This is a genomic window from Legionella bozemanae (genome assembly GCF_900450575.1).
In the GTDB taxonomy this organism is placed as follows: domain Bacteria; phylum Pseudomonadota; class Gammaproteobacteria; order Legionellales; family Legionellaceae; genus Legionella; species Legionella bozemanae.
The window spans coordinates 2,713,740-2,738,295 of sequence record NZ_UGGY01000001.1; the positions used below are offsets into that span (position 1 = coordinate 2,713,740).

The following is a 24,556-nucleotide window of genomic DNA, read 5'->3' on the forward strand; positions in this document are numbered from 1 at the left end:
AAAGAGGCTTAAACACATCATGGACATAATCTCTTAAGTACGCCCTAAACACGGGGCAATGACGGTAGCAGTTGCACTAACTGCCTATTTGCACTACTTAAGTGAGTTACATGATGCATAAACCAATTCAATTTAAAGATCTTTGTCTTTCTTTTCCCCATAAAACATGTTTTGTGGACTTTGGCGGCCAAATTTCTTATGGCAGTCGTATCGCGATTATTGGGCGTAACGGTTCTGGAAAATCTACCCTACTTAAATTACTTGCAGGAATACTTGAACCAACTGACGGTGACATCTGTTTCCCTAAAGAATTAAACATAGGTTATGTGCCACAAATTATTGAAGAATTTGATTCATTAAGCGGAGGGCAACGTTTTCATAAATTATTAACTCAGGCACTAGCCTCCGATCCTGATCTTTTGATGCTTGATGAACCCAGTAATCACTTGGATCGTACCAATCGCCGCTCTTTGATGAGAATGCTTGCTGACTATCGGAACACTTTGATTATGGTGACTCATGATATTGAATTATTGCAATCCACTATAGATACGATTTGGCATATAGATGATGCTGAAGTACGTGTCTTTACGGGATGTTATGAGGATTATTTACGAGAAATCAATATTCAACGCAGTACAATTGAAGGTGAAATTGCAGATCTGATACGTCAGAAAAAACAAATCCACTCAGACATGATGAGAGAACAGGCACGGGCTAAGAGCAGTAGAACTCAAGGTGAAAAACACATCCAGCAAAGAAAGTGGCCTACCATCGTTTCGCAGAGCAAAGCAAGAAATGCGCAAGAGACCTCGGGTCGTAAAAAAAGTGCAATCAATCAAAAGAAACAAGAATTAACTCAGCGTTTATCTGCACTTTACGTACCTGAAGTCATTCATCCTAAATTTGCTGTGCATGGGGTAGAAACCAATCAAACTTTAGTGACAGTCAGTGAGGGTACTGTCGGTTATGAGCAAAATAATTCTATTCTGCGGGAATTGAGTTTCTCAATAAAAGCATGCGAACGGATTGCGATTCATGGGAACAATGGCTCCGGTAAATCCACTTTGCTCAAGGCCATTTTGAACAATAAAGCGGTAATAAAAGAAGGAGCCTGGGCTGTACCCCACACACATGAGATTGGTTATCTAGACCAGCATTACAACAATCTGCCATCAGAGAAGACGGTATGGGACGTTATAAGCTATTTCTTAACGGATAAATCCTATAACGAAATTAGGAGCTATTTAAATGATTTTTTATTTCGAAAAAATGAAGAAATTAATGCGTTAGTTTCAACCTTATCCGGTGGAGAAAAAGCCAGACTTTCCTTGGCACAAATTGCGGCAATTACACCCAAGCTACTTGTTTTGGATGAAATAACCAACAACCTGGATAGAGAAACTCGAGCTCATGTAATCCAGGTGCTCAAAGTTTATCCTGGTGCCATGATTGTGATTTCTCATGACCCTGATTTTTTGAGTGCTATTGAAGTAACTGACGAATATGAAATTAAAGATGGGTTATTAAGATCCATATAGGGCCTGTTTGCATTTCCACTATTTTGACTTAAGTAGCGACATGCAAACAGATCTGAATTGTAGCGAAAACCGAGTAAAAAGTATGAATAAAAAAGACATTTCACTAAGCAAATTTTTTCTTAATCTGGTAAAGCCCTATAAAGGGTGTGTTATTGGATTATTATTTACTGCTGCATATTGGGGAATTAATAATTCACTTTCACCTTATATGTTAAAACTTATCATTGATAAGGTTGCTGCCTATTCAGGCGATAAAGCAGCTGTATTTAATGCGATAAAACCCAACGTCATCATATACATTACACTATGGATTTTGATTGCAATTGATATGCGTCTTTCAGATTGGTTTCGTTTAAAGTTATTCCCCTACATCCGTTATGATTTGGTGAATCACATGTTTGCTTATTTGAATCAGCATTCACATCGCTTTTTTCAAAATAACTTTGCAGGAAGTTTATCCAATAAAATTTCTGATATGACTGCAGGCACCATAGCGATATTCACAACGATCGATGATGCAGCAGCCCAAATTGTTGGTCTCATCATTGCAATTATCAGCATGCTGCTTGTGCATCCTGTATTCGCCTTAATTTTACTTATTTGGGCGAGTATATTTTTGGGAATTGCCATGATTTATTTCAAACCGGTCCAGGATCTGTCCAATTTGTTTGCTACCAGTAAAACGACATTAGTCGGGAAAATTGTTGATAGCATCAGCAATATTACAAACTTGCGTTTGTTTTCCAGAGCAAGCTACGAGAATGAATTAATTCGAAATACAGCTCAAGATACCACAGATAAAGATCAGAGCATGCAATGGACTATTTTGAAAATGCGTACTTTTTGGGATGCAAGTATCATCGTGCTGATTGCTGCAAATTTATATATGTTGGTCATTATGTACAGTAAAAACCAAGTATCAATCGGTGATTTTAGTTTTATTATCTCATTATCAATCAGCATTTTTTATAATTTATGGTATCTGGCAAGTCAATTTGTACTTTTTGCAGAAGAACTAGGTAAATGCAGGCAAGCCCTAACCTTGCTTTCAGAGCCACATGAGATTACTGATAAACCCAATGCACAACCTCTAATTGTCACTCAAGGTCATATTGAATTTAGAAATGTGAGTTTTCACTATGATGACGGAGCGCATCTTTTTAAAAATAAATCCGTAGTCATAGAGCCTGGACAAAAAATTGGTCTTGTGGGTTTATCGGGCTCTGGAAAAAGCACTTTTGTTAATTTGATTCTCCGTTTGTTTGACGTAGAAGCGGGGAAAATTTTGATTGATGGAAAAAATATTTGCGATGTTACCCAAGAGTCATTACGCGAAAACATTGCGATGATTCCTCAGGATGTGACGCTATTTCATCGCACTTTAATGGAGAATATTCGCTATGGCCGCATTGATGCAACGGATGCAGAAATCATTTCTGCATCAAAAAAAGCACACTGCCATGAATTCATTTCCCGACTTCCTGAAAAATATAATGCCTTAGTTGGTGAACGCGGCATTAAGTTATCGGGAGGACAACGACAGCGGATTGCTATTGCCAGAGCTATGTTAAAAAATGCACCCATTCTGATTCTGGATGAAGCGACCTCTGCCTTGGATTCACTGACTGAAAAATTAATTCAGGATGGTTTGCATGTGTTAATGCAAAATAGAACGACGATTGTTATTGCCCACCGACTCTCTACATTATCTGAAATGGATCGGATCTTGGTCTTTGAAAAAGGTCGTATCATCGAAGATGGTTCACATGAGGAACTCATTAAAATACCAAGTCATTACAGCCGTATGTGGCAGATGCAGGCTGGGGGGTTTTTACCTGATAAGTTATAGATTGGTAGCCTGGGTGCAGTGAAGCGAAAGCCGGAGAGCTTTCGTAGATTTCCTGGGTTTCGCTTCACTGCACCCAGGCTACGTTAATGCTACATCGAAGCGTGTTCAGTAACTGTTTTTTTACTTCGTTCATACTGCGTGAACAGTTCAGCAAGTGCATCCGGGGTAGCATCTTTTTTAGCATCAATTGTGCGTTCATTCCATTTGGGAATTCGAACTGCCTTAAAAAAATGATCTTCCGCTTGTTCAAAGCGTTTATCAAAATCGGCCGTATAAATCTTGCTAAACCCAATAATTTCTTCCTTGTCATTTGTCTCTAACTCGAGAATGGCTTTTTGAATCGCAGTTTTGGCATCTAATTTTGTACCCTTGATCCCATCCTCCAAGATCTTTTTAGCCGCTTCAAGCGTTTCTGAAAAAACAACTTCATGACCTAATGAGTAACCACAAACTTGTTCATACGTCATTGCGTGGAAAGGAGAAACTAAATAAGAAGCCAAATCGGAAAAACCATCACCTACCTTGGTGTATGCAGGACTAACAATTGCGTATATCTTTTTCATTTTATTCCCTAAAAATTAAAATATATAAAAAGTCTGCTCATAAACATGAACTGACCCAATCTCCATTTAAGTGCGCTTAAATATTATCATACTTGTCTTATTTGTATATAAGTGTCTGCCATCTCTTGGATATAAATGTTGTATCTTAATCAGGCTGTGTATCCTTAATAAAATAAACCAACAAAATTGAGAAAAGGGTACAAAATGGTAATACTCATAAATAAGTCCGAAGGGAGTGACGTGCAAGGAGACGCGGAGCGGAAAACCGGAGTGTACACGCAGTCACATGAGAATTTGAGCACCACATCGATGAAACAATCCGCCTCCTCAGTAGCGTTTGGGAAGAAGTCTAATGAACATTTAGAGTAATTTTCACCCACTCATCTATACTCAAAGTACCCAGTAAAAAATTTTGATTTTTTTGCAGGACGCAATGCTGGGGCTGACAAAAAAGGAGTGTTTTATGAAAGTTAATTATTTGGTTACTTCCCTCATTTTAATACCACTATATAGTTTCAGCCAGACTCAAGATGATGTTACTACTTTAACCATTTCACAAAATCCGGAGAATAAAAACAGCCATGTCATCACATACTCTAACGAAACAGAAAATTTAAAACAAAATAAGTTGCTTACCCGCAGCATTGAATATCCTACTCAAATCATTCGTATGGAGAAAAATATAGAAAGCCAGCAATTTTCTTGCGATGAGGTGAATGATCAAATTGATAAAATCTTAGTACAACATATAGTAAATGAAAAATTTTCTTATGCAATTTATATTAGTTGTTATTATAACCCAGAAACTAAATTGGCAACCCAATTCATTATCAACAGTTATTTTGACCCTTTAAGTGATGAAGCAATTACGTACTTGGAATCCTATCTCAGTGAATATAATGGTGCAGATCTGTTAGGAACACAATACAAAATTGAATCTGCAAAAGGTCTCGTCATTTCCTTAGAGATTGCTGCAGGAATGAAAAAAAAACCCAATAGACCTCCTTTTACGGAATATAGAAAAGACCATAGTAGTTTCTATTTCAAAAGCAATTACGAAATGAAAAATAAGTTATTTAGTGATATTTATCAAAATTTCTTTACTCCTGATCCTGATAAAATACTTCCCTTCCTGGATAAATGGGTTTCTTCACATGCAAGCTCTATTTATAAAGCGGTCTTAAGAGATTCAAATTATGTTGAACTACTGCCTGAAAAAATTTTTCTTATGGATAATGAGGAAATATTTGTCTCGAACTTGAAACAATATTTTTCACATTTCTGTGAACCCTATGAAAATCATCGATGCTTGAAGCGAGCGGGAACAATTGGCAGTGAAGAAAACTATTCTGAGGTCGCTTCGTAAAATTATGAATAAAAAGTAGCCTGGGTGCAGCGAAGCGGAACCCGGGAAATGCAGCATGACTGATCCCGGGTTCCGCTTCGCTGCACCCAGGCTACATACAAATACCCCTAACCCAACTCCGGTTCAAATGCAGATACCTTTCGGGGCTTTAATTCACCTTGTTCCTCAGCAATGGCTTTATCATTCACAATCTTAGTCACACATGCATCAGACCAAACATTTAAAGCAGTTTCCAGCATATCAATTAAACCATAGAAAGGTAAAATAACCCCCATAAGCACAATAGGGACATTCATGCTGGATAACAAACTAATGCTCAGAAAAAAACATCCCATAGGTACACCGGCATTTCCAATAGCAGCTACTGTGGCAACGAACACCCATAAAACCATTGTGCCATAAGAAATTGGCATACCGTGATTCTGCATTAAATAAATCACTGTAGCAAAAATAAAGGCGGCACAACCATTCATATTAATACTGGTGCATAAAGGTAAAACAAAACGACTTACCGATGGTTTTACCTGCAAATTCTTTTCTATAGTATTCATTGTGACAGGTAATGTCCCTACTGAAGACTTGGAGAAAAAAGCTACTGATAATGCAGGAAGCATGGAGCGCATTGCGGCAAAAGGCTGAATCTTATTCTTTTTTAACCATAAAGGTAATACTACAAAACCTTGAACTAAATTAGCTAAAACAACAATCAGTAAATATTCACCTATGCCTTTAATATCCATACCCGAGCGCAACTGCACAACGGTTGACGTAATAAAGCCAAATAATCCCAATGGAATTACTGTGATAATCCAACGTGTCATGACTAAAAACATACCATGCGCACCACGGAAAAAACGCGTAATGGTCTCACGAGACTCCTCATCAGGAATTTGTCGCACGGCAATACCGATAATAATACTTAAGAACAATACCCCCATTACTTGTTGTTCAAGAAAAGGAGATAATAAATTGGTAGGTATAATATTTGCCAGATATCCTAAATAACCTAAACTACTCGCTGACTTGACTGTATGTGCATCGAGATCAACCTGAACCGAGCTGGGTTGAATTAAAATGTAAAGCAAACAGCTAATCACTGCAGCTACGATTGTAGTAGAAAAAGTATACTTAATCGTTCGTTGCCAAATTTTTTTCATGAAACCATCAGTTTTGTAATTTGCCAAGGTAACAATTATCGATAAAGAAATAATGGGTAAACTAATGCACTTGAACAACTTAATAAACAAATCAGAAATCAATAAACCAGTCTCTTTCAAAACAACTATATTTGACATCCCGCTCACAATACCCAAACCTATCATTAAAGCGTAAATCAAAGGAGTGCTGAAAATAAATTTTTTTTGTTGATGCGCTGCACACATGTTGGTGATCCTTAAAAAATAAAAAAAATGAATTAAAAGAGTGGGTTAGCAACAACAAGAAAGGAGTTTAAAATGAGCGAGAGTGGAACGATGAGTCGTTTGATTCGAGTGAGTTAACATATAACCTTACACCTGTATGATTAAAATATGTGCAATGAGAAATATTCTAACACATTCGATAGGTTCGTCAAGAAATTTTAAATGGCAAAAACGATTAATCAACCAATTCAATACAATTGATTTGTTGCTTTAAACGAATGATCCGGCGGTAAGCATCTTCTATACGCTGCTGTTCTATTTTTTGCTCAAAAATCAAACGTTCAATGATCTCAATCAATTCAGGAGCCGTAATTTTTGCCAATTGATTCGCAAAGATCAGCATATCTGCTCCAGCATTGATTGTCAGACATAAAGCATCTTCAAGCGAATAATGATCTGAGATTGCCTGCATTTGTAAGTCATCTGCAATGATTACTCCATCATAGCCTATAGTCTCACGCAATACACCTGTTAAAATTTCATGAGATAAGGTTGCAGGTAACCCCTGATTATCCAACTGCTTATTCACTACATGTGCTGTCATAATCATAATTGGTTTATAAATATCGCGCACTAATTGGTAATAGGGAACCAACTCTTCTTTATGGAATGTTTTTGTAACATCGACAAATCCTTTATGAGTATCGCCCACCGCGCTACCATGGCCTGGGAAATGTTTGTAACAACATGCAATACCATGATGATAAAAGACATCAACAAATTTTTTGGCCAAATGAATTACATCGTTATGATCCGCTGAAAAACTACGCTGTAAACTTCCAATAATTCCTTGCTCATCTTGTAAATGCAAATCAACAACTGGAGCAAAATTAAGATTAAAACCCAAAGATTTTAATGTAAATGCCATTTGAGTTAACTCAGCCTGTAAAGCCTCAGCTGATAATTGGGCCATGCTATGCGCACTCATAGTCGGCATACATCCTTCAACCCGAGACAATCGATCTATGGCTCCTCCTTCATAATCTATTGCAATTAATAAAGGCGAACCATTATTTTTGTAATTTATTTCTGCAGAATAATAATTAAGTTGATGCGTTAAACGTTTGATTTGCGCCTGGTTTTTTAAATTTTTACCATATATACCCGTAGAAGCATCTTGATCAAATAACAAAACGCCGCCTAATCCATCTGTGGAAAGCCACTCAGCTACAGGACTTTTGTCATGAAGGTCACAGCCCTCAAATCCCATAACCAACATTTGACCAATTTTATTTCTAAGAGTAATCATCAGTCGCTCCGTCAACAAAACAAGGAAAAACCTTTCCTAAAAAAAGTTGCTGTTGTAACGAGAATCATACACAAAGATAAAAATTAATGCCATTTATATCTTTTTTGGAGGTATTGCTGGAATATCACTAAAATTACAACTGCAATTACCTGCCCCCTTGGGAGGAAGAGGGACTAGTGAGAAATCACTAGAAAAGCAAACAGTCACGTTCCAAGCTGAATCACCAGGATTTATTGAATTGGGTAAAGACCAATAATTTTTAGCAATATAAGTTTTCCCTTCGTCACTTTGCCAAAAAACTGGGGAAAACTGAGCTTTATACATTAATTTCTCACCTGGTGTGCAAGGAAAAGTCTGACGGGTCCAGGATTTTTTAGCAGGTACAGTAACTGTTGTTAAAACTTTGGCAGTTACAGCATCCATTACATCTACTGACACATTATAATCGGTCCAACAATTATCTTTAACTAAAGTGTAATAACAAGTCACTTCAGTAGCCCAAAGAGAATTTGATAAAATCAGGCTGGGAATGAAAATAAAAGTTCTTACTAACATGATTCAATCCTTTTATTTAGAGCATAGCAACAAATTTGTTTTGTCTCAAAGGCAGACAACATCAAAATGTATCGCAACAGTATTAATGTATCGCAACAGTATTAAAGTCTATTTATTCATAGTATATACAATATCAATCATAAATTTGGGCCAAGGGTTGATTTTATTATCTGACCTGTATAAGCTTGCCCAAATTGGGAGAGATGGCCGAGCGGTCGAAGGCGCACGCCTGGAAAGTGTGTATACGGCAACGTATCGAGGGTTCGAATCCCTCTCTCTCCGCCAAGTTTGATAAATGGCAGTTAAATCAGTTCAGGTTCCCAAGTTAATGTTTACTCGTACGGTTGGATTTTGAGCGCAGACTCATATGATGCGCCACATACGAGACTGAGCACATACGACTGAATTACCTGCCGTTTTTTATGTTTAATATTCCCATAGGTGCTTTTGCAATGATGGAAGTGAAAATCCTTATTTGTGGGCATGCAAGAGATTATGAACAATTCATTTAGGGATATGGCATATGAAATTAATTGTAATAGGAATTTTATTCTCATTTAATGCAATCGCTGGTGATTATTTCCCTAAACTGACATCACAAGATCAGCCATGGTCTGTTACTGCAAGTGCTGGTACAGGCAATTATCAGATAACATCCAGAGACAAAAATGTCCCAATAGGACGATTAGCGCTAGCCAATGAAATGATGCTTGCGGGAAATATTGCTTTAGGCTTGGAATTAGGACTGCAAACGGGTACTCACATAAAACTGAACATGCCCCAAGAAACTTTTCTTGCCCTTAAAAAATGGATTCCTATGCAAACTACTCTTGCCCCTACCTTGGATTTATTGATAACCAGCAAAAGCGATCCCTTGGGCAATAGTGCTTTTTTTGCTCAACTAAAAGGTGGCCTTGCTTACCGACATTGGCGGGATAAGCGTGTTCCTTTGAACGATATTTCTCAATTAGCAGGTGAAGTACAGGCTGGATTTGGTTATCCAATCACCGCATTAGCCAGCCTAAGCTTACTGTATCAAGGAATATTCAGCGGGAATGGACCAAATTTTCATTTGGATACCTACTCTAAAAGAGAGCAATTATCTAACATTCCTACCTTACATGCCGTACTCTTGGGATTATCGGTTAACCTATAAGTGCTCCTCATTCAGACTGTTTACATTCCTCCTATGCCCACAAACTGAATGCATACTACGCGTCACACAGCGATATTAGGCTATAATGTAATCAAAATGGATCTGCTTCTCTATTGAATTGCAGGGAGTATTATCATGAAAGAACAACATTATGCCTATAAAATCACTCATGGCGCATCAGGCTTAAATTGCCCTCATTCCGCCTTGGAAAAAGATAGGATGGTGGATTTATTAAAAGAAATAGAAAGCCAGCATGGCGAAGGGATATTCTGGATATTTAAACAATTTGGCGATCAACCTCAAGAACCGCTGTGCATCATAGACTGCTCAAAAAAACGAATTTACTTTCATTATTCCGGCGAAGTTGAAGACTTAAAGGATGCTATAGCCAACCTAAGCCATTAGCCTACTGTCTCAAAATGAATCATATAACATTTTTAAATCAAAGTGATTATTATTGATTTATTTTGAGTTTATTTGTCACATAAAAACCCTGGACAAAAGACCTTTTTTTAGTCAATATTCCATCAATTTTTATTTCCACACAAAGAGAATATTTATGTCTTTAAAATCCAAAATAATTATTTTAAGCGCCCTCATTTTTAGCCTATTACCCTGTACTTACGCAGCCGCAAAACACGTTGATAGTGATACTGCCATCCAAAATGCTGTTTTATTCTATATAAACGAATACAGGCAGAAACATGGTTTATCCAAGCTAACAATGGACAATCGTATGGTCATTCAAGCCAGGCAACATTCTCAGGACATGGCCAATCATCGCATGCCTTTTGGTCATCAAGACTTTGGAAAGCGTGTTGCTAAATTGCGCTCACAAATTAAAAATACTGGAGGTGCAGCCGAGAACGTTGCATACAACTACAAGACAGCTCAAATTGTAGTCAGTCAATGGGTTAAAAGTCCGGGGCATCGAAGAAATATTGTAGGAAATTATAATCTGACAGGTATAGGTATTGCCCGCGATAAGCAAGGTAAACTCTATTACACCCAACTTTTCCTGCAAACGGGCAAAAGTCCCCGAAGTTACACAGTAAGAAGACCTTACGTCGGCGTTCCCTTCTTTGGTATCAAAAGACAGGGTTAGGCAAGAGAATTAAAAATTCGTAGCCTGGGTGCAGCGAAGCGAAACCCGGGTTCCATTTTGCTGCACTCAGGCTACACGATTAATAGTATCCCTATTGTGCCATCCGCATGCCGCTCATTTTTCTCACTAATTCAATGAGCTGCACATTGTTTTTCCAACTTTAACGAAATCTTTGCAAAAAACCATGGAAATTATGTGGCATTAGGAGCAAGACTGGCCTATCATAGAATCATAGACAGTACACATTGTTCAGCCAACATCATTACTTAGGGAGCCAGATTGAGAGTGCGGTGTGCAAGCTTAGCGTGTACTAAGAAGCCTAAAACACTCCGGAGGAGTCCACCTTGGTAAACAGGACTGTACTCAATCTTACTGTCTATCCGGATTCCATAAAAGGGCGTATTAAAATAATACGCCCTTTTTTATTTACTTCCTTACCATTAAATAAGTAATAACAAGATACATGCCTGGATGATTTGCTACTGCGCACGGGATCACTCCTTACTTATCCGACTATTTTTTTTATATATAACCACTATAATCAAATAGTTAAACCTAAGTTAGTATTATAATTAAATATATAGTTACAAAACGGACGTTCGCTCAAATGGATATTTTATTAATTTTTCTCACACTGTTCTTTTTTAGCTTATCCTTTGGGCTAATCAGATTCTATGATTATTTATCAAGGAGCGAATCATGAGCTTGTATTTAAGCTGTGGAATCATTGCTTTCGGCTTATTAATTTTTTTGTTAGTTGTATTATTCAAGCCCGAATTATTCTAATCAGTGGATTTTTAATTTAAATATGGGAATGGACCCCTATGACAAAACCTGGTCTCCTGCAAATTGCGTTTTATCTGTGCTTTTTATTGCTTCTTGTAAAACCTTTAGGCTGGTACATGGCACGGGTATATCAAGACCGACCCTGTTTTTTAAACACCTTATTAAAACCTTTTGAGCACCTAATCTATAAACTTTGCGGCATTCATACTCAAGAGGAAATGGGATGGAAAACCTATTTATCGAGCATGCTCTTTCTTAATTTAGTAGGATTACTCATCGTTTACCTCGTACAACGTATCCAATTCTATCTACCACTGAATCCTCAAGAATTTGCTTCTCCTTCTCCTGAACTTGTATTTAATACCGCTGCAAGCTTTATTTCCAATACAAATTGGCAGGCCTATAGCGGCGAAGCAACGATGAGTTATTTCACACAAATGTTTGCCCTAACAGTACAAAACTTTATTTCAGCAGCGACGGGCATGTCTTTATTAATTGCAATAATACGGGGACTCGTAAAACATGAAAGTAACAGTCTAGGGAATTTCTGGGTAGATACTGTTCGCGGAATACTCTATATCTTATTGCCTTTGTCATTGATTTTTGCTCTCATTTTGTGCTCACAAGGCATCATTCAGAATTTTAAGCCCTATCAAAAAATTAACTTGACTCAGCCGTTTACTTATCAGAAACCTGCAACCGATGTAACAGGTCAAGCTGTCTCGGATAATCAAGGCAATTCTAAAACAACATCTGTACGCATAACAGAACAAATTATTCCGATGGGGCCTGTAGCGTCACAAGTTGCCATTAAACAGCTAGGTACTAATGGGGGTGGTTTTTTTAATACCAATTCGGCTCATCCGTTTGAAAACCCTAATCCACTCACCAATTTTCTGGAAATGGTAGCGCTTTTACTGATTCCGGCAGCTTTTTGCTTTACATTTGGCACTTTAGTACATGATAAAAGACAAGGATGGGCACTATTAATCGCCATGTCCATTCTGTTTGTTCCATGCTTAATATTTGACGCAATAGTTGAACAAAAAGGAAATCCTGCATTTCAACACATGGGGATTGATACTACAGCCCAACCTGAACTTTATCCTGCAGGAAACATGGAGGGCAAAGAGACTCGTTTTGGCATTGTCAATTCGGCAATTTGGGCAACTGCTACAACTGCGGCCTCCAACGGTTCAGTCAACTCCATGCTTGATTCATTTACGCCTTTTGGCGGTTTAATTCCTTTATGGATGATGCATTTAAATGAAGTCAGCTTTGGTGGCGCTGGTTCCGGATTATATGGCATGTTGATGTTCGTTATTCTTACTGTATTTGTTGCAGGGCTTATGGTCGGCAGAACTCCTGAATATTTAGGTAAAAAAATCGAGCCTTATGAAATGAAAATGGCGTCCATTTCTGTTTTAATTATGCCTTTAATTGTGCTTATCGCTACAGCCTATGCTTCAGTCACAGATATAGGAACAAGCTCCATAGCCAATCCCGGGACACATGGCTTTACAGAAATCCTCTATGCGTTTACTTCGATGGGAAATAATAATGGCAGCGCTTTCGCCGGTTTAAATGCCAATACCCCCTTTTATAATATTGTGGGTGGCATGCTGATGTTAATTAGCCGCTATTGGCTCGCTATTCCGGCCCTGGCAATTGCTGGCTCACTCGTCAGGAAAAAAAGGATTCCCAACAGTTCAGGTACATTAGCAACTCATACACCTCTTTTTATTACTTTATTAGTCTGTATCATCATCGTTCTTGGCGCATTGTCCTTTTTACCGGCTCTTGCTCTTGGTCCTATTGCGGAACATTTGATGCTTTGGGGGAAATATGGATACTAAATCGCACTCCATTTGGGATTTTGGCATTATCAAAACTGCGTTACTCGATGCATTGTTTAAATTGACACCTCATATACAAATAAAAAATCCCGTAATGTTTACCGTATACGTCAGCTCAATTATCACTACAGTTCTTTTTATAAAAGCACTTCTGGGAGATGGGGAGGCCCCACCATTTTTTATCCTTGCGATTAGTTTATGGCTTTGGTTTACACTCTTGTTTGCCAATTTTGCGGAAGCTATGGCGGAAGGTCGCGGCAAAGCCCAGGCTCAAGAGCTACGGCGAGCACGTCAGGAAATTCAGGCTAAAAAATTAACAAAAAAATCGAAAAGTGCAAAATTCACTATTATTCCCTCAGTGCAATTACGTTCCGGGGATCTGGTCCTGGTTGAGGCCGGTGATTTCATCCCCAGTGATGGAGAGGTCATTGAAGGGATTGCCTCGGTTAATGAAAGTGCTATAACTGGGGAAAGTGCGCCAGTAATTCGTGAAAGTGGTGGAGACCGTAGTGCAGTAACTGGAGGCACGCAAGTGATTTCTGATTGGCTTATCATTCGTATTACCTCCAATCCAGGGGAAACATTTCTGGATCGAATGATTACCTTAGTAGAAGGAGCAAGAAGACAAAAAACACCTAACGAGCTTGCATTGACCATTTTACTTGCCGCTTTAACCATCGTGTTTTTAGTGGTTTGTAGTACTTTACTTTCTTTTTCTATTTATAGTGTATCAGTATCTAAAACGGGTTCGGTAATTTCAATCACGGTGCTTGTTGCCCTTTTTGTTTGTCTGGCTCCAACAACTATTGGCGGACTGCTTTCTGCAATTGGTATTTCTGGCATGGACCGAATGATTCAAGCGAATGTCATCGCTTTATCCGGCCGTGCAGTTGAAGCTGCAGGTGATATCGACGTTTTATTGCTTGATAAAACAGGAACAATTACTTTAGGCAACCGTCAGGCAACTGAATTTCTTCCCGCAGAAGGAGTCGATATTACAGAGTTAGCCGATGCAGCTCAGTTAGCGTCTCTAGCTGATGAAACTCCAGAAGGCCGAAGTATTGTTATTCTTGCTAAAAGAAAATATAAATTACGTGGCAGAGCACTTGCTCAATTGAAAGCAACATTTATTCCTTTTACAGCACAAACACGTATGAGTGGAGCAAATCTCGGCACCCGGCAAATTCGTAAAGGCTCAGCTGAAGCGATTGAAGAATACATCAATCAGTTAGGTGGCAGCGTTCCTGAAAATGTGAAAACCAATGTTGAGATTATTTCACGTCAAGGAGGAACAGCTCTGGTTGTTGCTGAAGGCCCAAAAATATTGGGTATCATTCGTCTTAAAGACGTTATTAAAGGAGGAATTCGTGAACGTTTTGCGCAGTTGCGGCAAATGGGTATTAAAACCATTATGGTAACAGGCGATAACCCTCTAACCGCAGCTTCAATTGCTGGTGAAGCAGGAGTAGATGATTTTCTTGCCAATGCAAAACCCGAAGATAAACTCAATTTAATTCGCGATCTGCAAGCTAAAGGCCATTTGGTGGCGATGACTGGCGATGGAACCAATGATGCACCTGCACTTGCTCAAGCGGATGTCGCTGTTGCAATGAATTCAGGAACACAAGCAGCAAAAGAAGCAGGTAATTTGGTGGATCTGGACTCAAATCCAACTAAATTGATTGAAGTCGTGGAAATAGGTAAGCAGCTGCTTATGACACGTGGAGCTCTGACGACTTTTAGCCTCGCCAATGATATAGCTAAATATTTTGCCATTTTACCTGCCGCATTTGGAACTACTTATCCCGTCCTCAATACATTCAATATTATGCACCTTTCAACACCACAAACGGCAGTGCTTTCCACAGTAATTTTTAATGCAATTATTATTGTTCTTCTCATTCCTTTAGCGTTACACGGGGTTAAATACCGACGTCTTCCTGCAGCACAACTTCTGCGAAATAATGTAATCATCTATGGGATAGGTGGATTAATTGTACCTTTTATTAGCATCAAAATGATTGATATGCTTTTAACTACATTGGGCTTAACAGGATAAAAAATGGTTAGAGAAGCTCTAAAACAAATAAAAACTGCTTTAATGTTTCTACTTATTTTTTCTCTACTCACGGGTTTAATTTATCCTGCTGTCGTTACTGCATTAGCCCAAGTATTTTTCCCTTATCAAGCAAATGGCAGTTTATTGCAACTTGACGGAAAAGCCATTGGTTCCACATTAATTGGACAACATTTTGATGCACCCAACTACTTTTGGGGACGTCCTTCCGCCACCACGCCATTTCCCTATAATGCCGCCAGTTCTTCAGGATCAAATATGGGACCGTCTAATCCAGAATTTTTGGCAACTGTAAAAAAACGAGTTGATCACTTGCAGCAGTATAATTTGGACAATCCAAATAAAATAAGCAAGCAATTAATTCCCGTTGATTTAGTTACTGCATCTGCCAGTGGCCTGGATCCTGAGATAAGTCCGCTGGCAGCTTATTATCAGATACCACGTATCGCCAAAGCACGTCATGTCTCAGAACAAGAAATTCAAGAATTAGTGAATCAGCTAATAAAAAAACGTACCTTATATCTTTTGGGGGAACCACGAATTAATGTATTGGAGCTTAATTTGGCTCTGGATCATCTAAGGACCACTCAATGACTGACAAACGCCCCGATCCTAATGCATTATTACAACAGGTTATCGAAGAAGAGCAACAAAAACAGCGCGGCAAACTCAAAATTTACCTCGGGGCTGCCCCAGGAGTAGGGAAAACATACTCCATGCTTCATGAAGCAATGGGAGAACAGGCTAAAGGATTGGATATAGTAGTAGGGATTGTTGAATCTCATGGGCGTGTAGAAATCGAAGAAATACTTAAAAATTTCATAGTGTTACCTAAAATAACAGTCGATTATCACGGCAAAAAACTACAAGAATTTGATCTGGATTCTTCCTTAAAAAGAAACCCGGGGTTAATTCTCATCGATGAAATGGCGCATACAAATGTGAGTGGCGTACGGCATAAAAAACGCTGGCAAGATATTAAAGAATTGCTCGATCGTGGAATTGATGTATATACCACACTCAATGTTCAACATATAGAAAGCCTCAATGACGATGTGTCACAAATCATTCATGCTCCTGTTCAGGAAACTGTTCCTGATTTCATGATAGAGAGAGCGAATACCATCGAGTTAGTAGACTTAGCTCCAGAAGACTTGTTAAAACGCCTTGCTGAAGGCAAAGTTTATGTTCCCAAACAAGCGCGACTTGCTGCTGAGTTTTATTTTCGCAAAGGGAATTTAATGGCATTACGCGAACTGGCATTAAGGACCCTGGCAAAACAGGTTAATACACAAGTGCTTTTATACAGGCAAGGTCAAGGTATTAGACACATCTGGCCCATAATGGAAAAAATACTGGTTTGCGTTGGTCCAGGTCCTGAATCACATAAATTGATTCGAGCAGCCAAAAGAATGGCTACCAGTTTGCAAGCGGATTGGATTGCTGTATATGTGGATTCTACACGGACCCAATTATCCCCGACACAACGCAATCAAGCCATAAAAAATTTATTTTTTGCAGAACAATTAGGGGCTGAAACTCATATTTTGATGGGTTATGACCTTGTTAAAGAAATTATCAATTTTTCCCGTGAACAAAATGTCACCCTCATTATGATCTGCAAACGCATTCATCATCGCTGGAGGAATTTTTTCTTACGTAGTCTTGCTGATGAGGTATTGCGCTATAGTGGCGAAATTGATGTGTATACCATGACCGAAGTAACAAAGAAAACAAGAAAAAAATCTCTTACCAAACCCATGACTCCCTGGCTTCATTATTTTTTATCAACCAGCATTGTAGCAATCACCACACTTATTAGTTATTTAATTTATCCTTTAGTAAATGAAAGTAGTTTAATCCTGGTTTATTTAATAGGAATAATTTCTACTGCCATCTTAGGACGCCCAGGTCCGGCAATTTCGGGAATTATTCTGAGCATTTTGGCGTATGATTATTTATTTATTCCACCTTACTACAGTTTTTTCATGGACAAATCAGATTATTTCTTCACTTTAGTTATGATGTTCATTTTAGCACTCCTTATGTGTCAGTTAACTTTAGTTACTCGTCGCCAGTCAGAAATGGCACGTCTTGCAGAATATCAAACATCCGCTTTGTACACATTAAGTCGAAGATTATCCAGAACACGTGGAATAATCAGATTACTGCGAACAGGAATCAATTTTATTTCGGAAATTTTTCACTGCGAAATTATCGCCTTACTGCCCAAAAATGGACGTCTTATTGTTCGTGCACGCGCAAAATCACATGAAGAATTGGATGAAAAGGAATACAGTATTGCTCAATGGGTATTTGAATTAGGACAAAAAGCAGGATTGGGAACTGACACCCTCTCGTTTTCTAATGCGCTGTTTATTCCATTACTTGGTGCACGCGGCACGGTGGGCGTTTTAAGAGTACAATCCTCTAAAAATAATGATTTTACAACGCCTGAAAAAATACAGCTTTTGGAATCTTGTGCCAATCAAATTGCATTGGCTTTAGAGGTGGATAGTCTGCAGGAAGAATCTAATAAATTAAGTAATCCTCACTCATGAACATTGCAGGATAGTTCAGGGGAGCCTTCGCTGCGTCCAGTCGCAACTTCTACAATCATCTTATTAAATGTCATTCTTAGTCTGGAAAATCAATCTAAATTACAATAGGATAAGGAATATTTAGGTAAAAAGGATTTAGCCATGATGATTGCAACGTTACTGGCACCAGACAATGAAACCCGGGTAGCCATTACTCCGAACTCGGCAAAGCACTTTATAAAATTAGGTTTTGAAGTCGCCATAGAAAAAGATGCGGGACGTGCTGCAGGTTTCAAAGATGAAAATTACCAAGAAGTCGGTGTTTCTATTCATGATAAAAAAAACATCCTGGGAAAAGCTAACCTTCTTTTTTGTATTAATGAACCTGCTCCCAAAGCGCTAGAAGGCTTGCCTCAAGGTGCCCTGGTCATAGGCCACATAGATAATGATCCAGAAAGTAAATTAATCACCTGGTGCAAGGAAAAACAAATTACACTGTTCTCAATGAACCTTATACCCCGCATCAGCCGTGCCCAAAGTATGGATAGCCTCTCCTCGCAAGCAAATTTAGCAGGTTATAGGGCTGTTCTGGAGGCATGCACTCAATTCCATCGAGCCATCCCGATGATGATGACGGCAGCAGGAATGATCCAGCCAGCGAAAGTGCTTATTCTCGGTGCAGGAGTCGCTGGTTTGCAAGCCATAGCAACAGCCAAACGTTTAGGGGCTGTAGTTTATGCATTCGACGTACGACGGGCAGCAAAAGAGCAAGTTGAAAGTTTAGGCGCAGAATTTATTGAAGTGAGTCAGGATCAAGACAGTGAAACTAAAGGGGGCTACGCTTCGGAAATGAGTGAAGAGTATAAAAAGCTGCAGGCAGAGCTTATCGATCAATACGCTAAATTAGCAGATATTGTCATTTCCACAGCATTAATTCCAGGCAGAAAAGCACCTATTTTATTGTACAAAAAAACCATAGAACAAATGAAAGCTGGATCAGTTGTCGTTGATCTTGCGACTTCCCGAGGAGGAAACTGCGAAGTCAGCGTTCTTAATCAAACCATAAAACATGGGGATGTGACTATCATCGGTTTAAGTAACATGGCGGGACTGGTTCCTGCTACTGCAAGTGAACTGTATGCCAATAATCTAGTACATCTTATTAATTTGTTAGCTCCCAAACCTCCAGAAATCACATTAAATCCCAGTGATGAAATCATTCAGCAAGCAGTGCTTTGTCATCAAAATCAATATCTACCGTTTCAGGCAATAAAGGAGACACAAAGTGCATGAGATTAATACTCTAAGTAATCCCTACATTACCATACTCACTATTTTCGTTTTGGCCTGCTTTGTAGGGTATTATGTCGTATGGAAGGTCACCCCAGCGCTACACACTCCATTGATGTCAGTCACCAACGCAATATCCAGTATTATTGTTTTAGGGGCACTTATTGCCGCAGGAAGCCAGCTAACAGGAAAAATTACCTGGATCGGTGGTTTAGCAATATTTATTACGTCAATTAATATTTTTGGTGGATTTGTTGTAACTCAACGTATGTTGCGTATGTACAAAAAATAGTTACAAAAATTAAGGATAATTTCTTATGACAGCCCTTGTGCCTTTATTTTATCTATTATCTGCTGTGTGTTTTATATTGGCACTCAAAGGATTAGCCAGCCCCGCATCCGCACGGAGAGGAAATCTTTTGGGTATTGCCGGTATGATCCTTGCTGTAGGCTCAACCTTAATGATGCCAACAACATATCATCAACCTTTACTCATTAGCTTAATGATTGCAGGAGGCATAATTGGGACTTTTATTGCCTTCAAAATTAATATGACTGCTATACCACAACTCGTCGCAGCATTTCACTCCTTAGTGGGAATGGCAGCAGTTTTAGTTGCTTTTTGTGCGTTCCTATCCCCTGCTTCGTTTCATATTGGTGTCCCAGGCGCAATTGCTAAAGCAAGCCTTATCGAAATGAGTCTCGGTTTAATTATAGGTGCCATCACTTTTTCAGGGTCAGTCATTGCCTTTCTTAAGTTACAAGGGATTATGTCGGGTAAACCGATTAAGCTCATAGGCCATAACTTAATTAACCTGATTACCGCATTAGCAATTCTCGTTTTGTTGGTCTTATTTTTTATGAACCAGACACTGACGCTTTTTAGTGTAATGGCGGGTTTATCTTTTTTAATTGGTGTATTGCTCATTATCCCTATTGGCGGTGCGGACATGCCAGTGGTTATATCAATGCTTAACTCATACTCAGGGTGGGCAGCAGCAGGTATTGGATTCACCCTCAGCAACCATTTGCTTGTTATTACAGGGGCATTAGTGGGTGCTAGCGGAGCCATTCTCAGTTATATCATGTGTGTGGGAATGAACCGCTCTATTTTTAATGTAATTTTTGGCGGCATCCAGTCATCAGCGGCTAATTTACATGCTAATGCAACAGATGAGTCAAGGACAGTACGACAAGGTAACGGTGAAGATGCAGCTTTTCTCTTAAGTAATGCTAAAGATGTAATCATTGTTCCTGGATACGGCATGGCGGTAGCGCATGCCCAACATGCAGTCAAAGAATTAGTTGATGCCTTAGAACATCGCAACATCAAAGTTCGCTTTGCGATTCATCCTGTAGCTGGTCGAATGCCCGGGCATATGAACGTATTACTTGCAGAGGCTAATATCCCATATGATAGAGTTTTTGAGCAAAGTGAGATTAACCGCGATTTCTCAAGCTGTGATGTCGCGTATATAATTGGTGCAAACGATATAACCAACCCTGCAGCAAAAACTGATCCTGGTTCACCAATTTATGGTATGCCCGTTTTGGAAGTAGAAAAAGCAAAAAATGTATTGTTTGTTAAACGAAGCATGGCACCCGGTTACGCAGGTGTGGAAAATGATCTGTTTTACCATGACAATACCTACATGCTTTTTGGTGATGCAAAAGTAATGACTGAATCGATTGCCAAGGCTTTGGAAACACTGTAAATCTAAATCAGCAACAAAAAAACCTGGGTTCTCCCCAGGTTTTTCTATATCACATTCAGATTACGACTCTACTATTCATTGCATGAATATTAATTTGCCATACATACAAAATAAATGTATCTTAGTCCAGTTATTATCATTATGGAGTTATTTAATGTTACGAAAATTTGGACTTTGCTTGTTATGTTTTGCCACATCTTTAAGTACAAGCACATATTCTATGGAAAGTCATTTGCTCCAACGAGGAGTCACGATTGAATATGAACTACCTAGTAATGATCCTCAAATATTTCTTAATTACCTGTTCTGGCCTGTAGAAGCTAATTGTAAAATCGATTCCCAAGATGAAGGTGATGATTTTTTAGTTGTAGCATTAGCTAAAAAAGGAAAAGTTAATGATATTGGCTTGTCCGCGGGAGAATCTTTACGAATCACCGTCCATCCAGGTGAGAATTTAAAGATAAATGCAGATTCGGGCGCAAAAGTTGAAATCACTAATTTGGGTCTACATACAGTAAAAGCTACATGCACTGCTTCTTAATACACATAGAAATTCTTTTCTAAAGAACACATTATATCCTAAGCTCAGCTCAAGGAAAATGTTTTGACATCCCCATCGTAGGCTGGGCTGAAAAGCCTCTGGCCGTCAAGCTAAGAGTATTTAATGTTTCATTTTACTCAATTCGCAAGTAACTCTGTCATCCCCGCGCAGACGGGGATCCATTTTCTGTGCTCTATCTTAGATGGATTCCTGCCTGCGCAAGAATGACAATAACGGACGGCTAGGAGCTTTTCAGCCCAGTCTATATGAATTGGATTTCCTTAAGCTGACGCTTACGAAGCGGAGCCCAGGAAAATTTTATTCTAGTGTTCCCGCGTCGCATGGAATTGAATTTTAGGATATCGTTCTTCAGCCATTGTTAAATTAACACGCGTCGGAGCAAGATACATTAAAGCATCACTTCCATCCAGTGCCAGATAATCATGCGCTTTTGTTCGGAACTCACTCATTGCTTTATCATCGTCAGAATAAACCCAACGCGCACAAGCTACATTCACCGTTTCATAAATACAATCTACCTTGTATTCATGTTTCAAACGATGAGCAACCACATCAAACTGCAGCACACCAACCGCCCCCAAGATTAATTGATTGCTATTTAACGGTCTAAATACCTGGGTTGCACCTTCTTCAGATAATTCAATTAAACCTTTTAATAGGGCTTTACTTTTTAACGGATCCTTTAAACGCACCAACCGAAACAACTCGGGAGCAAAATTGGGAATACCGGTAAATTTTAATTGCTCACCTTGAGTAAAGGTATCGCCGATTCGAATTGTTCCATGATTATGTAAACCAATAATATCGCCAGGTAAAGCAACCTCTGTGTGTGAACGGTCACCCGCCATGAAGGTTAAGGCATTAGAAATTTGCACCTCTTTACCAATACGTAAGTGATTAATTTTCATTCCTTTTCTGTAAGATCCGGAACAAATACGTAAAAAGGCAATCCTGTCCCTATGTTTCGGATCCATATTAGCCTGAATTTTGAACACAAATCCGCTAAAAGCATCTTCATTCGGTGATACAGCCCGCTCTTGAGTTGCACGAGGTTGTGGCGCCGGAGCATAACGAACATAATCATCCAGTAATTCTTTGATCCCAAAATTATTAATTGCAGACCCAAAATAAACTGGCGTCATTTTACCCGCTAAATAGTCCTCCAAATTGAATTCATGAGAAGCGCCTTTGACCAGCTCAATTTCTTCACGTAATTCCTGTGCAGCCTCGCCCAATAGTTCATCCAATTGTGGATTGTCTAATCCTTTAATTTGCATCGCATCTTGTTTTTGCGCATTTTTGCCAGGTTGATATAAATAAACTATATCTTCATAACGGTGGTAAATGCCTTTAAAACGTTTTCCCATGCCTACAGGCCAAGTAATCGGTGCACATTGAATGCCTAAAACTGATTCAACTTCATCCAGTAAATCAACAGGATCGCGGCCTTCACGATCCAGTTTATTAATAAAGGTCATGATTGGCGTATCACGCAAACGACATACTTCCATCAATTTAACAGTTCGTTCCTCAACCCCTTTGGCTACGTCAATAACCATCAGGGCTGAATCTACTGCAGTCAACGTACGGTAAGTATCTTCAGAAAAGTCTTCATGCCCTGGAGTATCCAGCAAATTCATGACATGTTGATTATGTACAAACTGCATCACCGAAGTAGTAATAGAAATACCGCGCTCTTTTTCCATTTCCATCCAGTCTGAAGTCGCATGCCGATCGGCTTTACGCCCTTTAACCGTTCCAGCTAATTGAATTGCGCCTCCAAACAAAAGTAATTTTTCGGTTACTGTGGTCTTACCCGCATCAGGGTGAGAAATAATTGCGAAGGTTCGTCGTGTATTAAAATCCTGATAAAAATCGGACATGAAATTCTCTAAACAAATATAATTATGATCGTATGTAGTGAATTTTAAGACATTCCTGAACAAATACAAGACGAAACAATGATTCTCAGGCAAAACAGTAGACTAAGTAGACTAATTAAAATAGTCTTTATACCTTAAAGACGCTATGATCAAAACTCAATTCATAAATTAAGATAGGTTGACAATTCATCCTACCCTACCTCCCGCGACTTGTGCGCGGGATCTAGGACATGGAGAATAAAATTAAAAATATCGGGTATTAATTAAATCGATCATGGATTCTGCGAACAAGTCGCAGAACGTAGGCAGTAAGATTTGTCAATTCATCCTAATAAATTCACTCTAGATACCACTTTATATAGGAGATAATGGTTTATCATGAAACGTTGCACTTGGGTTGGAAGCGGCAAGCCTTATTATGAACAGTACCATGACATGGAGTGGGGTATTCCTGTACATAATGATCAGAAACATTTTGAAATGCTTTTGCTTGAAGGAGCGCAAGCAGGGTTGAGCTGGGAAACAATTCTTAAACGGCGTGAAGCATACCGTAAAGCATTCAAACAATTTGATCCCAACGTCGTAGCAAAAATGACGGACGAGGAACTACATACTCTCCTTACTGATTCGAGCATTATTCGTAACCGTCTTAAAATTTTTTCAGCGCGCAAGAATGCGCTTGCGTTCTTGAAGATTGCTGAGGAATTCGGTTCCTTCGATAACTACGTTTGGCGATTTGTAGATGGGAGTCCTAAAATAAACTATCCTAAAAATCTCCAAGAAGTACCAGCCAGCACCCCCGAATCAGATGCTCTATCCAAAGATTTAAAAAAAAGAGGGATGAGTTTTGTCGGGTCAACAATCATGTATGCATACATGCAAGCAGTTGGAATGGTTGATGATCATTTAGTCGATTGCTTTTGTAAGAATCGGGTAATTAGCCCCAAGAATAATAATCTGTAAAGTGAAGACCTCCAATACGGATTCCGCTGTGCCGCATCACGTCTCATCTCCTACGCTCCGCGGCTTGTCCGCGGAGTCC

At 39.0% G+C, this 24,556-nt stretch carries 21 protein-coding genes, 1 tRNA gene and 1 other RNA gene; 18 read left to right on the forward strand and 5 right to left on the reverse strand.

Annotation, left to right across the window (positions count from 1 at the left end; genetic code table 11):
* The first annotated feature begins 110 nt into the window (after nucleotides 1-110).
* A complete protein-coding gene (locus DY223_RS11925) occupies nucleotides 111-1,541 on the forward strand; it encodes an ABC-F family ATP-binding cassette domain-containing protein (protein ID WP_058460199.1) in 1,431 nt (476 codons plus the stop codon).
* Between the two features lie 82 nt (nucleotides 1,542-1,623).
* Complete coding sequence (locus DY223_RS11930; protein WP_058460554.1) at nucleotides 1,624-3,390, forward strand: ABC transporter ATP-binding protein; 1,767 nt, start codon at nucleotides 1,624-1,626, stop codon at nucleotides 3,388-3,390.
* Nucleotides 3,391-3,479: 89 nt separating this feature from the next.
* On the opposite strand, the gene DY223_RS11935 is transcribed toward DY223_RS11930, so the two are convergent.
* Nucleotides 3,480-3,953, reverse strand: coding sequence for a hypothetical protein (locus DY223_RS11935; protein WP_058460198.1), 474 nt, complete (start codon nucleotides 3,951-3,953; stop codon nucleotides 3,480-3,482).
* Nucleotides 3,954-4,416: 463 nt separating this feature from the next.
* Between DY223_RS11935 and DY223_RS11945 the strand changes: the two genes are divergently transcribed.
* Nucleotides 4,417-5,319, forward strand: coding sequence for an Lpg0189 family type II secretion system effector (locus tag DY223_RS11945; RefSeq protein WP_058460197.1), 903 nt, complete (start codon nucleotides 4,417-4,419; stop codon nucleotides 5,317-5,319).
* A 107-nt stretch (nucleotides 5,320-5,426) separates the two neighbouring features.
* Here DY223_RS11945 and DY223_RS11950 read toward each other — a convergent pair whose 3' ends face one another.
* The 3 genes from DY223_RS11950 to DY223_RS11960 form a co-directional block, all read right to left on the reverse strand.
* A complete protein-coding gene (locus DY223_RS11950; RefSeq protein ID WP_058460196.1) occupies nucleotides 5,427-6,701 on the reverse strand; it encodes a dicarboxylate/amino acid:cation symporter in 1,275 nt (424 codons plus the stop codon).
* A 214-nt stretch (nucleotides 6,702-6,915) separates the two neighbouring features.
* Nucleotides 6,916-7,989 (reverse strand): glycoside hydrolase family 3 N-terminal domain-containing protein, encoded by a 1,074-nt coding sequence (locus tag DY223_RS11955; protein ID WP_058460195.1) that lies wholly within the window; start codon nucleotides 7,987-7,989, stop codon nucleotides 6,916-6,918.
* Between the two features lie 93 nt (nucleotides 7,990-8,082).
* Complete coding sequence (locus tag DY223_RS11960) at nucleotides 8,083-8,544, reverse strand: hypothetical protein (RefSeq protein ID WP_058460194.1); 462 nt, start codon at nucleotides 8,542-8,544, stop codon at nucleotides 8,083-8,085.
* A 197-nt stretch (nucleotides 8,545-8,741) separates the two neighbouring features.
* On the opposite strand from DY223_RS11960, the gene DY223_RS11965 reads away from it, so the two are divergent.
* The 14 genes from DY223_RS11965 (at nucleotide 8,742) to DY223_RS12030 (ending at nucleotide 21,610) form a co-directional block, all read left to right on the forward strand.
* Nucleotides 8,742-8,829: transfer RNA gene (locus DY223_RS11965), tRNA-Ser, on the forward strand.
* A gap of 238 nt (nucleotides 8,830-9,067) precedes the next feature.
* The gene (locus DY223_RS11970; protein ID WP_058460193.1) at nucleotides 9,068-9,700 is read left to right on the forward strand and encodes a hypothetical protein; all 633 of its coding nucleotides are present in this window, start codon (nucleotides 9,068-9,070) and stop codon (nucleotides 9,698-9,700) included.
* A gap of 135 nt (nucleotides 9,701-9,835) precedes the next feature.
* Nucleotides 9,836-10,105: a hypothetical protein gene (locus DY223_RS11975; RefSeq protein ID WP_058460192.1), complete on the forward strand. Its 270-nt coding sequence runs from the start codon at nucleotides 9,836-9,838 to the stop codon at nucleotides 10,103-10,105.
* A gap of 154 nt (nucleotides 10,106-10,259) precedes the next feature.
* Nucleotides 10,260-10,805 (forward strand): CAP domain-containing protein, encoded by a 546-nt coding sequence (locus DY223_RS11980; protein ID WP_058460191.1) that lies wholly within the window; start codon nucleotides 10,260-10,262, stop codon nucleotides 10,803-10,805.
* A 230-nt stretch (nucleotides 10,806-11,035) separates the two neighbouring features.
* Nucleotides 11,036-11,187: non-coding RNA, 6S RNA (gene ssrS, locus DY223_RS11985), on the forward strand.
* Between the two features lie 317 nt (nucleotides 11,188-11,504).
* Nucleotides 11,505-11,591 carry a K(+)-transporting ATPase subunit F gene (kdpF, locus tag DY223_RS19825; RefSeq protein ID WP_064115071.1) on the forward strand — a complete coding sequence of 29 codons (87 nt, stop codon included), beginning with the start codon at nucleotides 11,505-11,507 and terminating at the stop codon, nucleotides 11,589-11,591.
* 38 nt (nucleotides 11,592-11,629) lie between these two features.
* The gene (gene kdpA / locus DY223_RS11995; RefSeq protein ID WP_058460190.1) at nucleotides 11,630-13,447 is read left to right on the forward strand and encodes a potassium-transporting ATPase subunit KdpA; all 1,818 of its coding nucleotides are present in this window, start codon (nucleotides 11,630-11,632) and stop codon (nucleotides 13,445-13,447) included.
* The gene (gene kdpB / locus DY223_RS12000) at nucleotides 13,437-15,506 is read left to right on the forward strand and encodes a potassium-transporting ATPase subunit KdpB (protein ID WP_058460189.1); all 2,070 of its coding nucleotides are present in this window, start codon (nucleotides 13,437-13,439) and stop codon (nucleotides 15,504-15,506) included. The genes kdpA and kdpB overlap by 11 nt, the downstream gene beginning before the upstream one ends.
* 3 nt (nucleotides 15,507-15,509) lie before the next feature.
* Nucleotides 15,510-16,118: a potassium-transporting ATPase subunit KdpC gene (gene kdpC, locus DY223_RS12005; RefSeq protein ID WP_058460188.1), complete on the forward strand. Its 609-nt coding sequence runs from the start codon at nucleotides 15,510-15,512 to the stop codon at nucleotides 16,116-16,118.
* Nucleotides 16,115-18,085, forward strand: a complete 1,971-nt coding sequence (locus DY223_RS12010; RefSeq protein WP_058460187.1) for a DUF4118 domain-containing protein — start codon at nucleotides 16,115-16,117, stop codon at nucleotides 18,083-18,085. Before kdpC ends, DY223_RS12010 begins: the two co-directional genes overlap by 4 nt.
* 141 nt (nucleotides 18,086-18,226) lie before the next feature.
* On the forward strand, nucleotides 18,227-19,357 hold the full coding sequence (locus DY223_RS12015; RefSeq protein ID WP_058460186.1) for a Re/Si-specific NAD(P)(+) transhydrogenase subunit alpha: 1,131 nt from the start codon (nucleotides 18,227-18,229) through the stop codon (nucleotides 19,355-19,357).
* Nucleotides 19,350-19,646 carry a proton-translocating transhydrogenase family protein gene (locus tag DY223_RS12020; RefSeq protein ID WP_058460185.1) on the forward strand — a complete coding sequence of 99 codons (297 nt, stop codon included), beginning with the start codon at nucleotides 19,350-19,352 and terminating at the stop codon, nucleotides 19,644-19,646. The genes DY223_RS12015 and DY223_RS12020 overlap by 8 nt, the downstream gene beginning before the upstream one ends.
* Before the next feature lie 25 nt (nucleotides 19,647-19,671).
* Nucleotides 19,672-21,069 (forward strand): NAD(P)(+) transhydrogenase (Re/Si-specific) subunit beta, encoded by a 1,398-nt coding sequence (locus DY223_RS12025; RefSeq protein ID WP_058460184.1) that lies wholly within the window; start codon nucleotides 19,672-19,674, stop codon nucleotides 21,067-21,069.
* Nucleotides 21,070-21,223: 154 nt separating this feature from the next.
* Nucleotides 21,224-21,610 (forward strand): hypothetical protein, encoded by a 387-nt coding sequence (locus DY223_RS12030; protein WP_058460183.1) that lies wholly within the window; start codon nucleotides 21,224-21,226, stop codon nucleotides 21,608-21,610.
* A 323-nt stretch (nucleotides 21,611-21,933) separates the two neighbouring features.
* On the opposite strand, the gene DY223_RS12035 is transcribed toward DY223_RS12030, so the two are convergent.
* Nucleotides 21,934-23,514: a peptide chain release factor 3 gene (locus tag DY223_RS12035; RefSeq protein ID WP_058460182.1), complete on the reverse strand. Its 1,581-nt coding sequence runs from the start codon at nucleotides 23,512-23,514 to the stop codon at nucleotides 21,934-21,936.
* Between the two features lie 378 nt (nucleotides 23,515-23,892).
* On the opposite strand from DY223_RS12035, the gene DY223_RS12040 reads away from it, so the two are divergent.
* A complete protein-coding gene (locus DY223_RS12040) occupies nucleotides 23,893-24,477 on the forward strand; it encodes a DNA-3-methyladenine glycosylase I (protein ID WP_058460181.1) in 585 nt (194 codons plus the stop codon).
* Nucleotides 24,478-24,556: the final 79 nt, after the last annotated feature.

Bases quoted from the DNA above. Each gene is read 5' to 3' on its own strand.
- DY223_RS11975 (WP_058460192.1), top strand. From the start codon at position 9,836: ATGAAAGAACAACATTATGCCTATAAAATCACTCATGGCGCATCAGGC.
- DY223_RS11980 (WP_058460191.1), top strand. From the start codon at position 10,260: ATGTCTTTAAAATCCAAAATAATTATTTTAAGCGCCCTCATTTTTAGC.
- DY223_RS11950 (WP_058460196.1), bottom strand. From the start codon at position 6,701: ATGTGTGCAGCGCATCAACAAAAAAAATTTATTTTCAGCACTCCTTTG.
- DY223_RS11925 (WP_058460199.1), top strand. From the start codon at position 111: ATGATGCATAAACCAATTCAATTTAAAGATCTTTGTCTTTCTTTTCCC.
- kdpC (WP_058460188.1), top strand. From the start codon at position 15,510: ATGGTTAGAGAAGCTCTAAAACAAATAAAAACTGCTTTAATGTTTCTA.
- DY223_RS11930 (WP_058460554.1), top strand. From the start codon at position 1,624: ATGAATAAAAAAGACATTTCACTAAGCAAATTTTTTCTTAATCTGGTA.
- DY223_RS11935 (WP_058460198.1), bottom strand. From the start codon at position 3,953: ATGAAAAAGATATACGCAATTGTTAGTCCTGCATACACCAAGGTAGGT.
- DY223_RS12015 (WP_058460186.1), top strand. From the start codon at position 18,227: ATGATGATTGCAACGTTACTGGCACCAGACAATGAAACCCGGGTAGCC.
- DY223_RS11945 (WP_058460197.1), top strand. From the start codon at position 4,417: ATGAAAGTTAATTATTTGGTTACTTCCCTCATTTTAATACCACTATAT.
- DY223_RS12035 (WP_058460182.1), bottom strand. From the start codon at position 23,514: ATGTCCGATTTTTATCAGGATTTTAATACACGACGAACCTTCGCAATT.
- DY223_RS12025 (WP_058460184.1), top strand. From the start codon at position 19,672: ATGACAGCCCTTGTGCCTTTATTTTATCTATTATCTGCTGTGTGTTTT.
- DY223_RS12040 (WP_058460181.1), top strand. From the start codon at position 23,893: ATGAAACGTTGCACTTGGGTTGGAAGCGGCAAGCCTTATTATGAACAG.
- kdpF (WP_064115071.1), top strand. From the start codon at position 11,505: ATGAGCTTGTATTTAAGCTGTGGAATCATTGCTTTCGGCTTATTAATT.
- kdpA (WP_058460190.1), top strand. From the start codon at position 11,630: ATGACAAAACCTGGTCTCCTGCAAATTGCGTTTTATCTGTGCTTTTTA.
- DY223_RS11970 (WP_058460193.1), top strand. From the start codon at position 9,068: ATGAAATTAATTGTAATAGGAATTTTATTCTCATTTAATGCAATCGCT.
- DY223_RS12010 (WP_058460187.1), top strand. From the start codon at position 16,115: ATGACTGACAAACGCCCCGATCCTAATGCATTATTACAACAGGTTATC.
- DY223_RS11960 (WP_058460194.1), bottom strand. From the start codon at position 8,544: ATGTTAGTAAGAACTTTTATTTTCATTCCCAGCCTGATTTTATCAAAT.
- kdpB (WP_058460189.1), top strand. From the start codon at position 13,437: ATGGATACTAAATCGCACTCCATTTGGGATTTTGGCATTATCAAAACT.
- DY223_RS11955 (WP_058460195.1), bottom strand. From the start codon at position 7,989: ATGATTACTCTTAGAAATAAAATTGGTCAAATGTTGGTTATGGGATTT.
- DY223_RS12030 (WP_058460183.1), top strand. From the start codon at position 21,224: ATGTTACGAAAATTTGGACTTTGCTTGTTATGTTTTGCCACATCTTTA.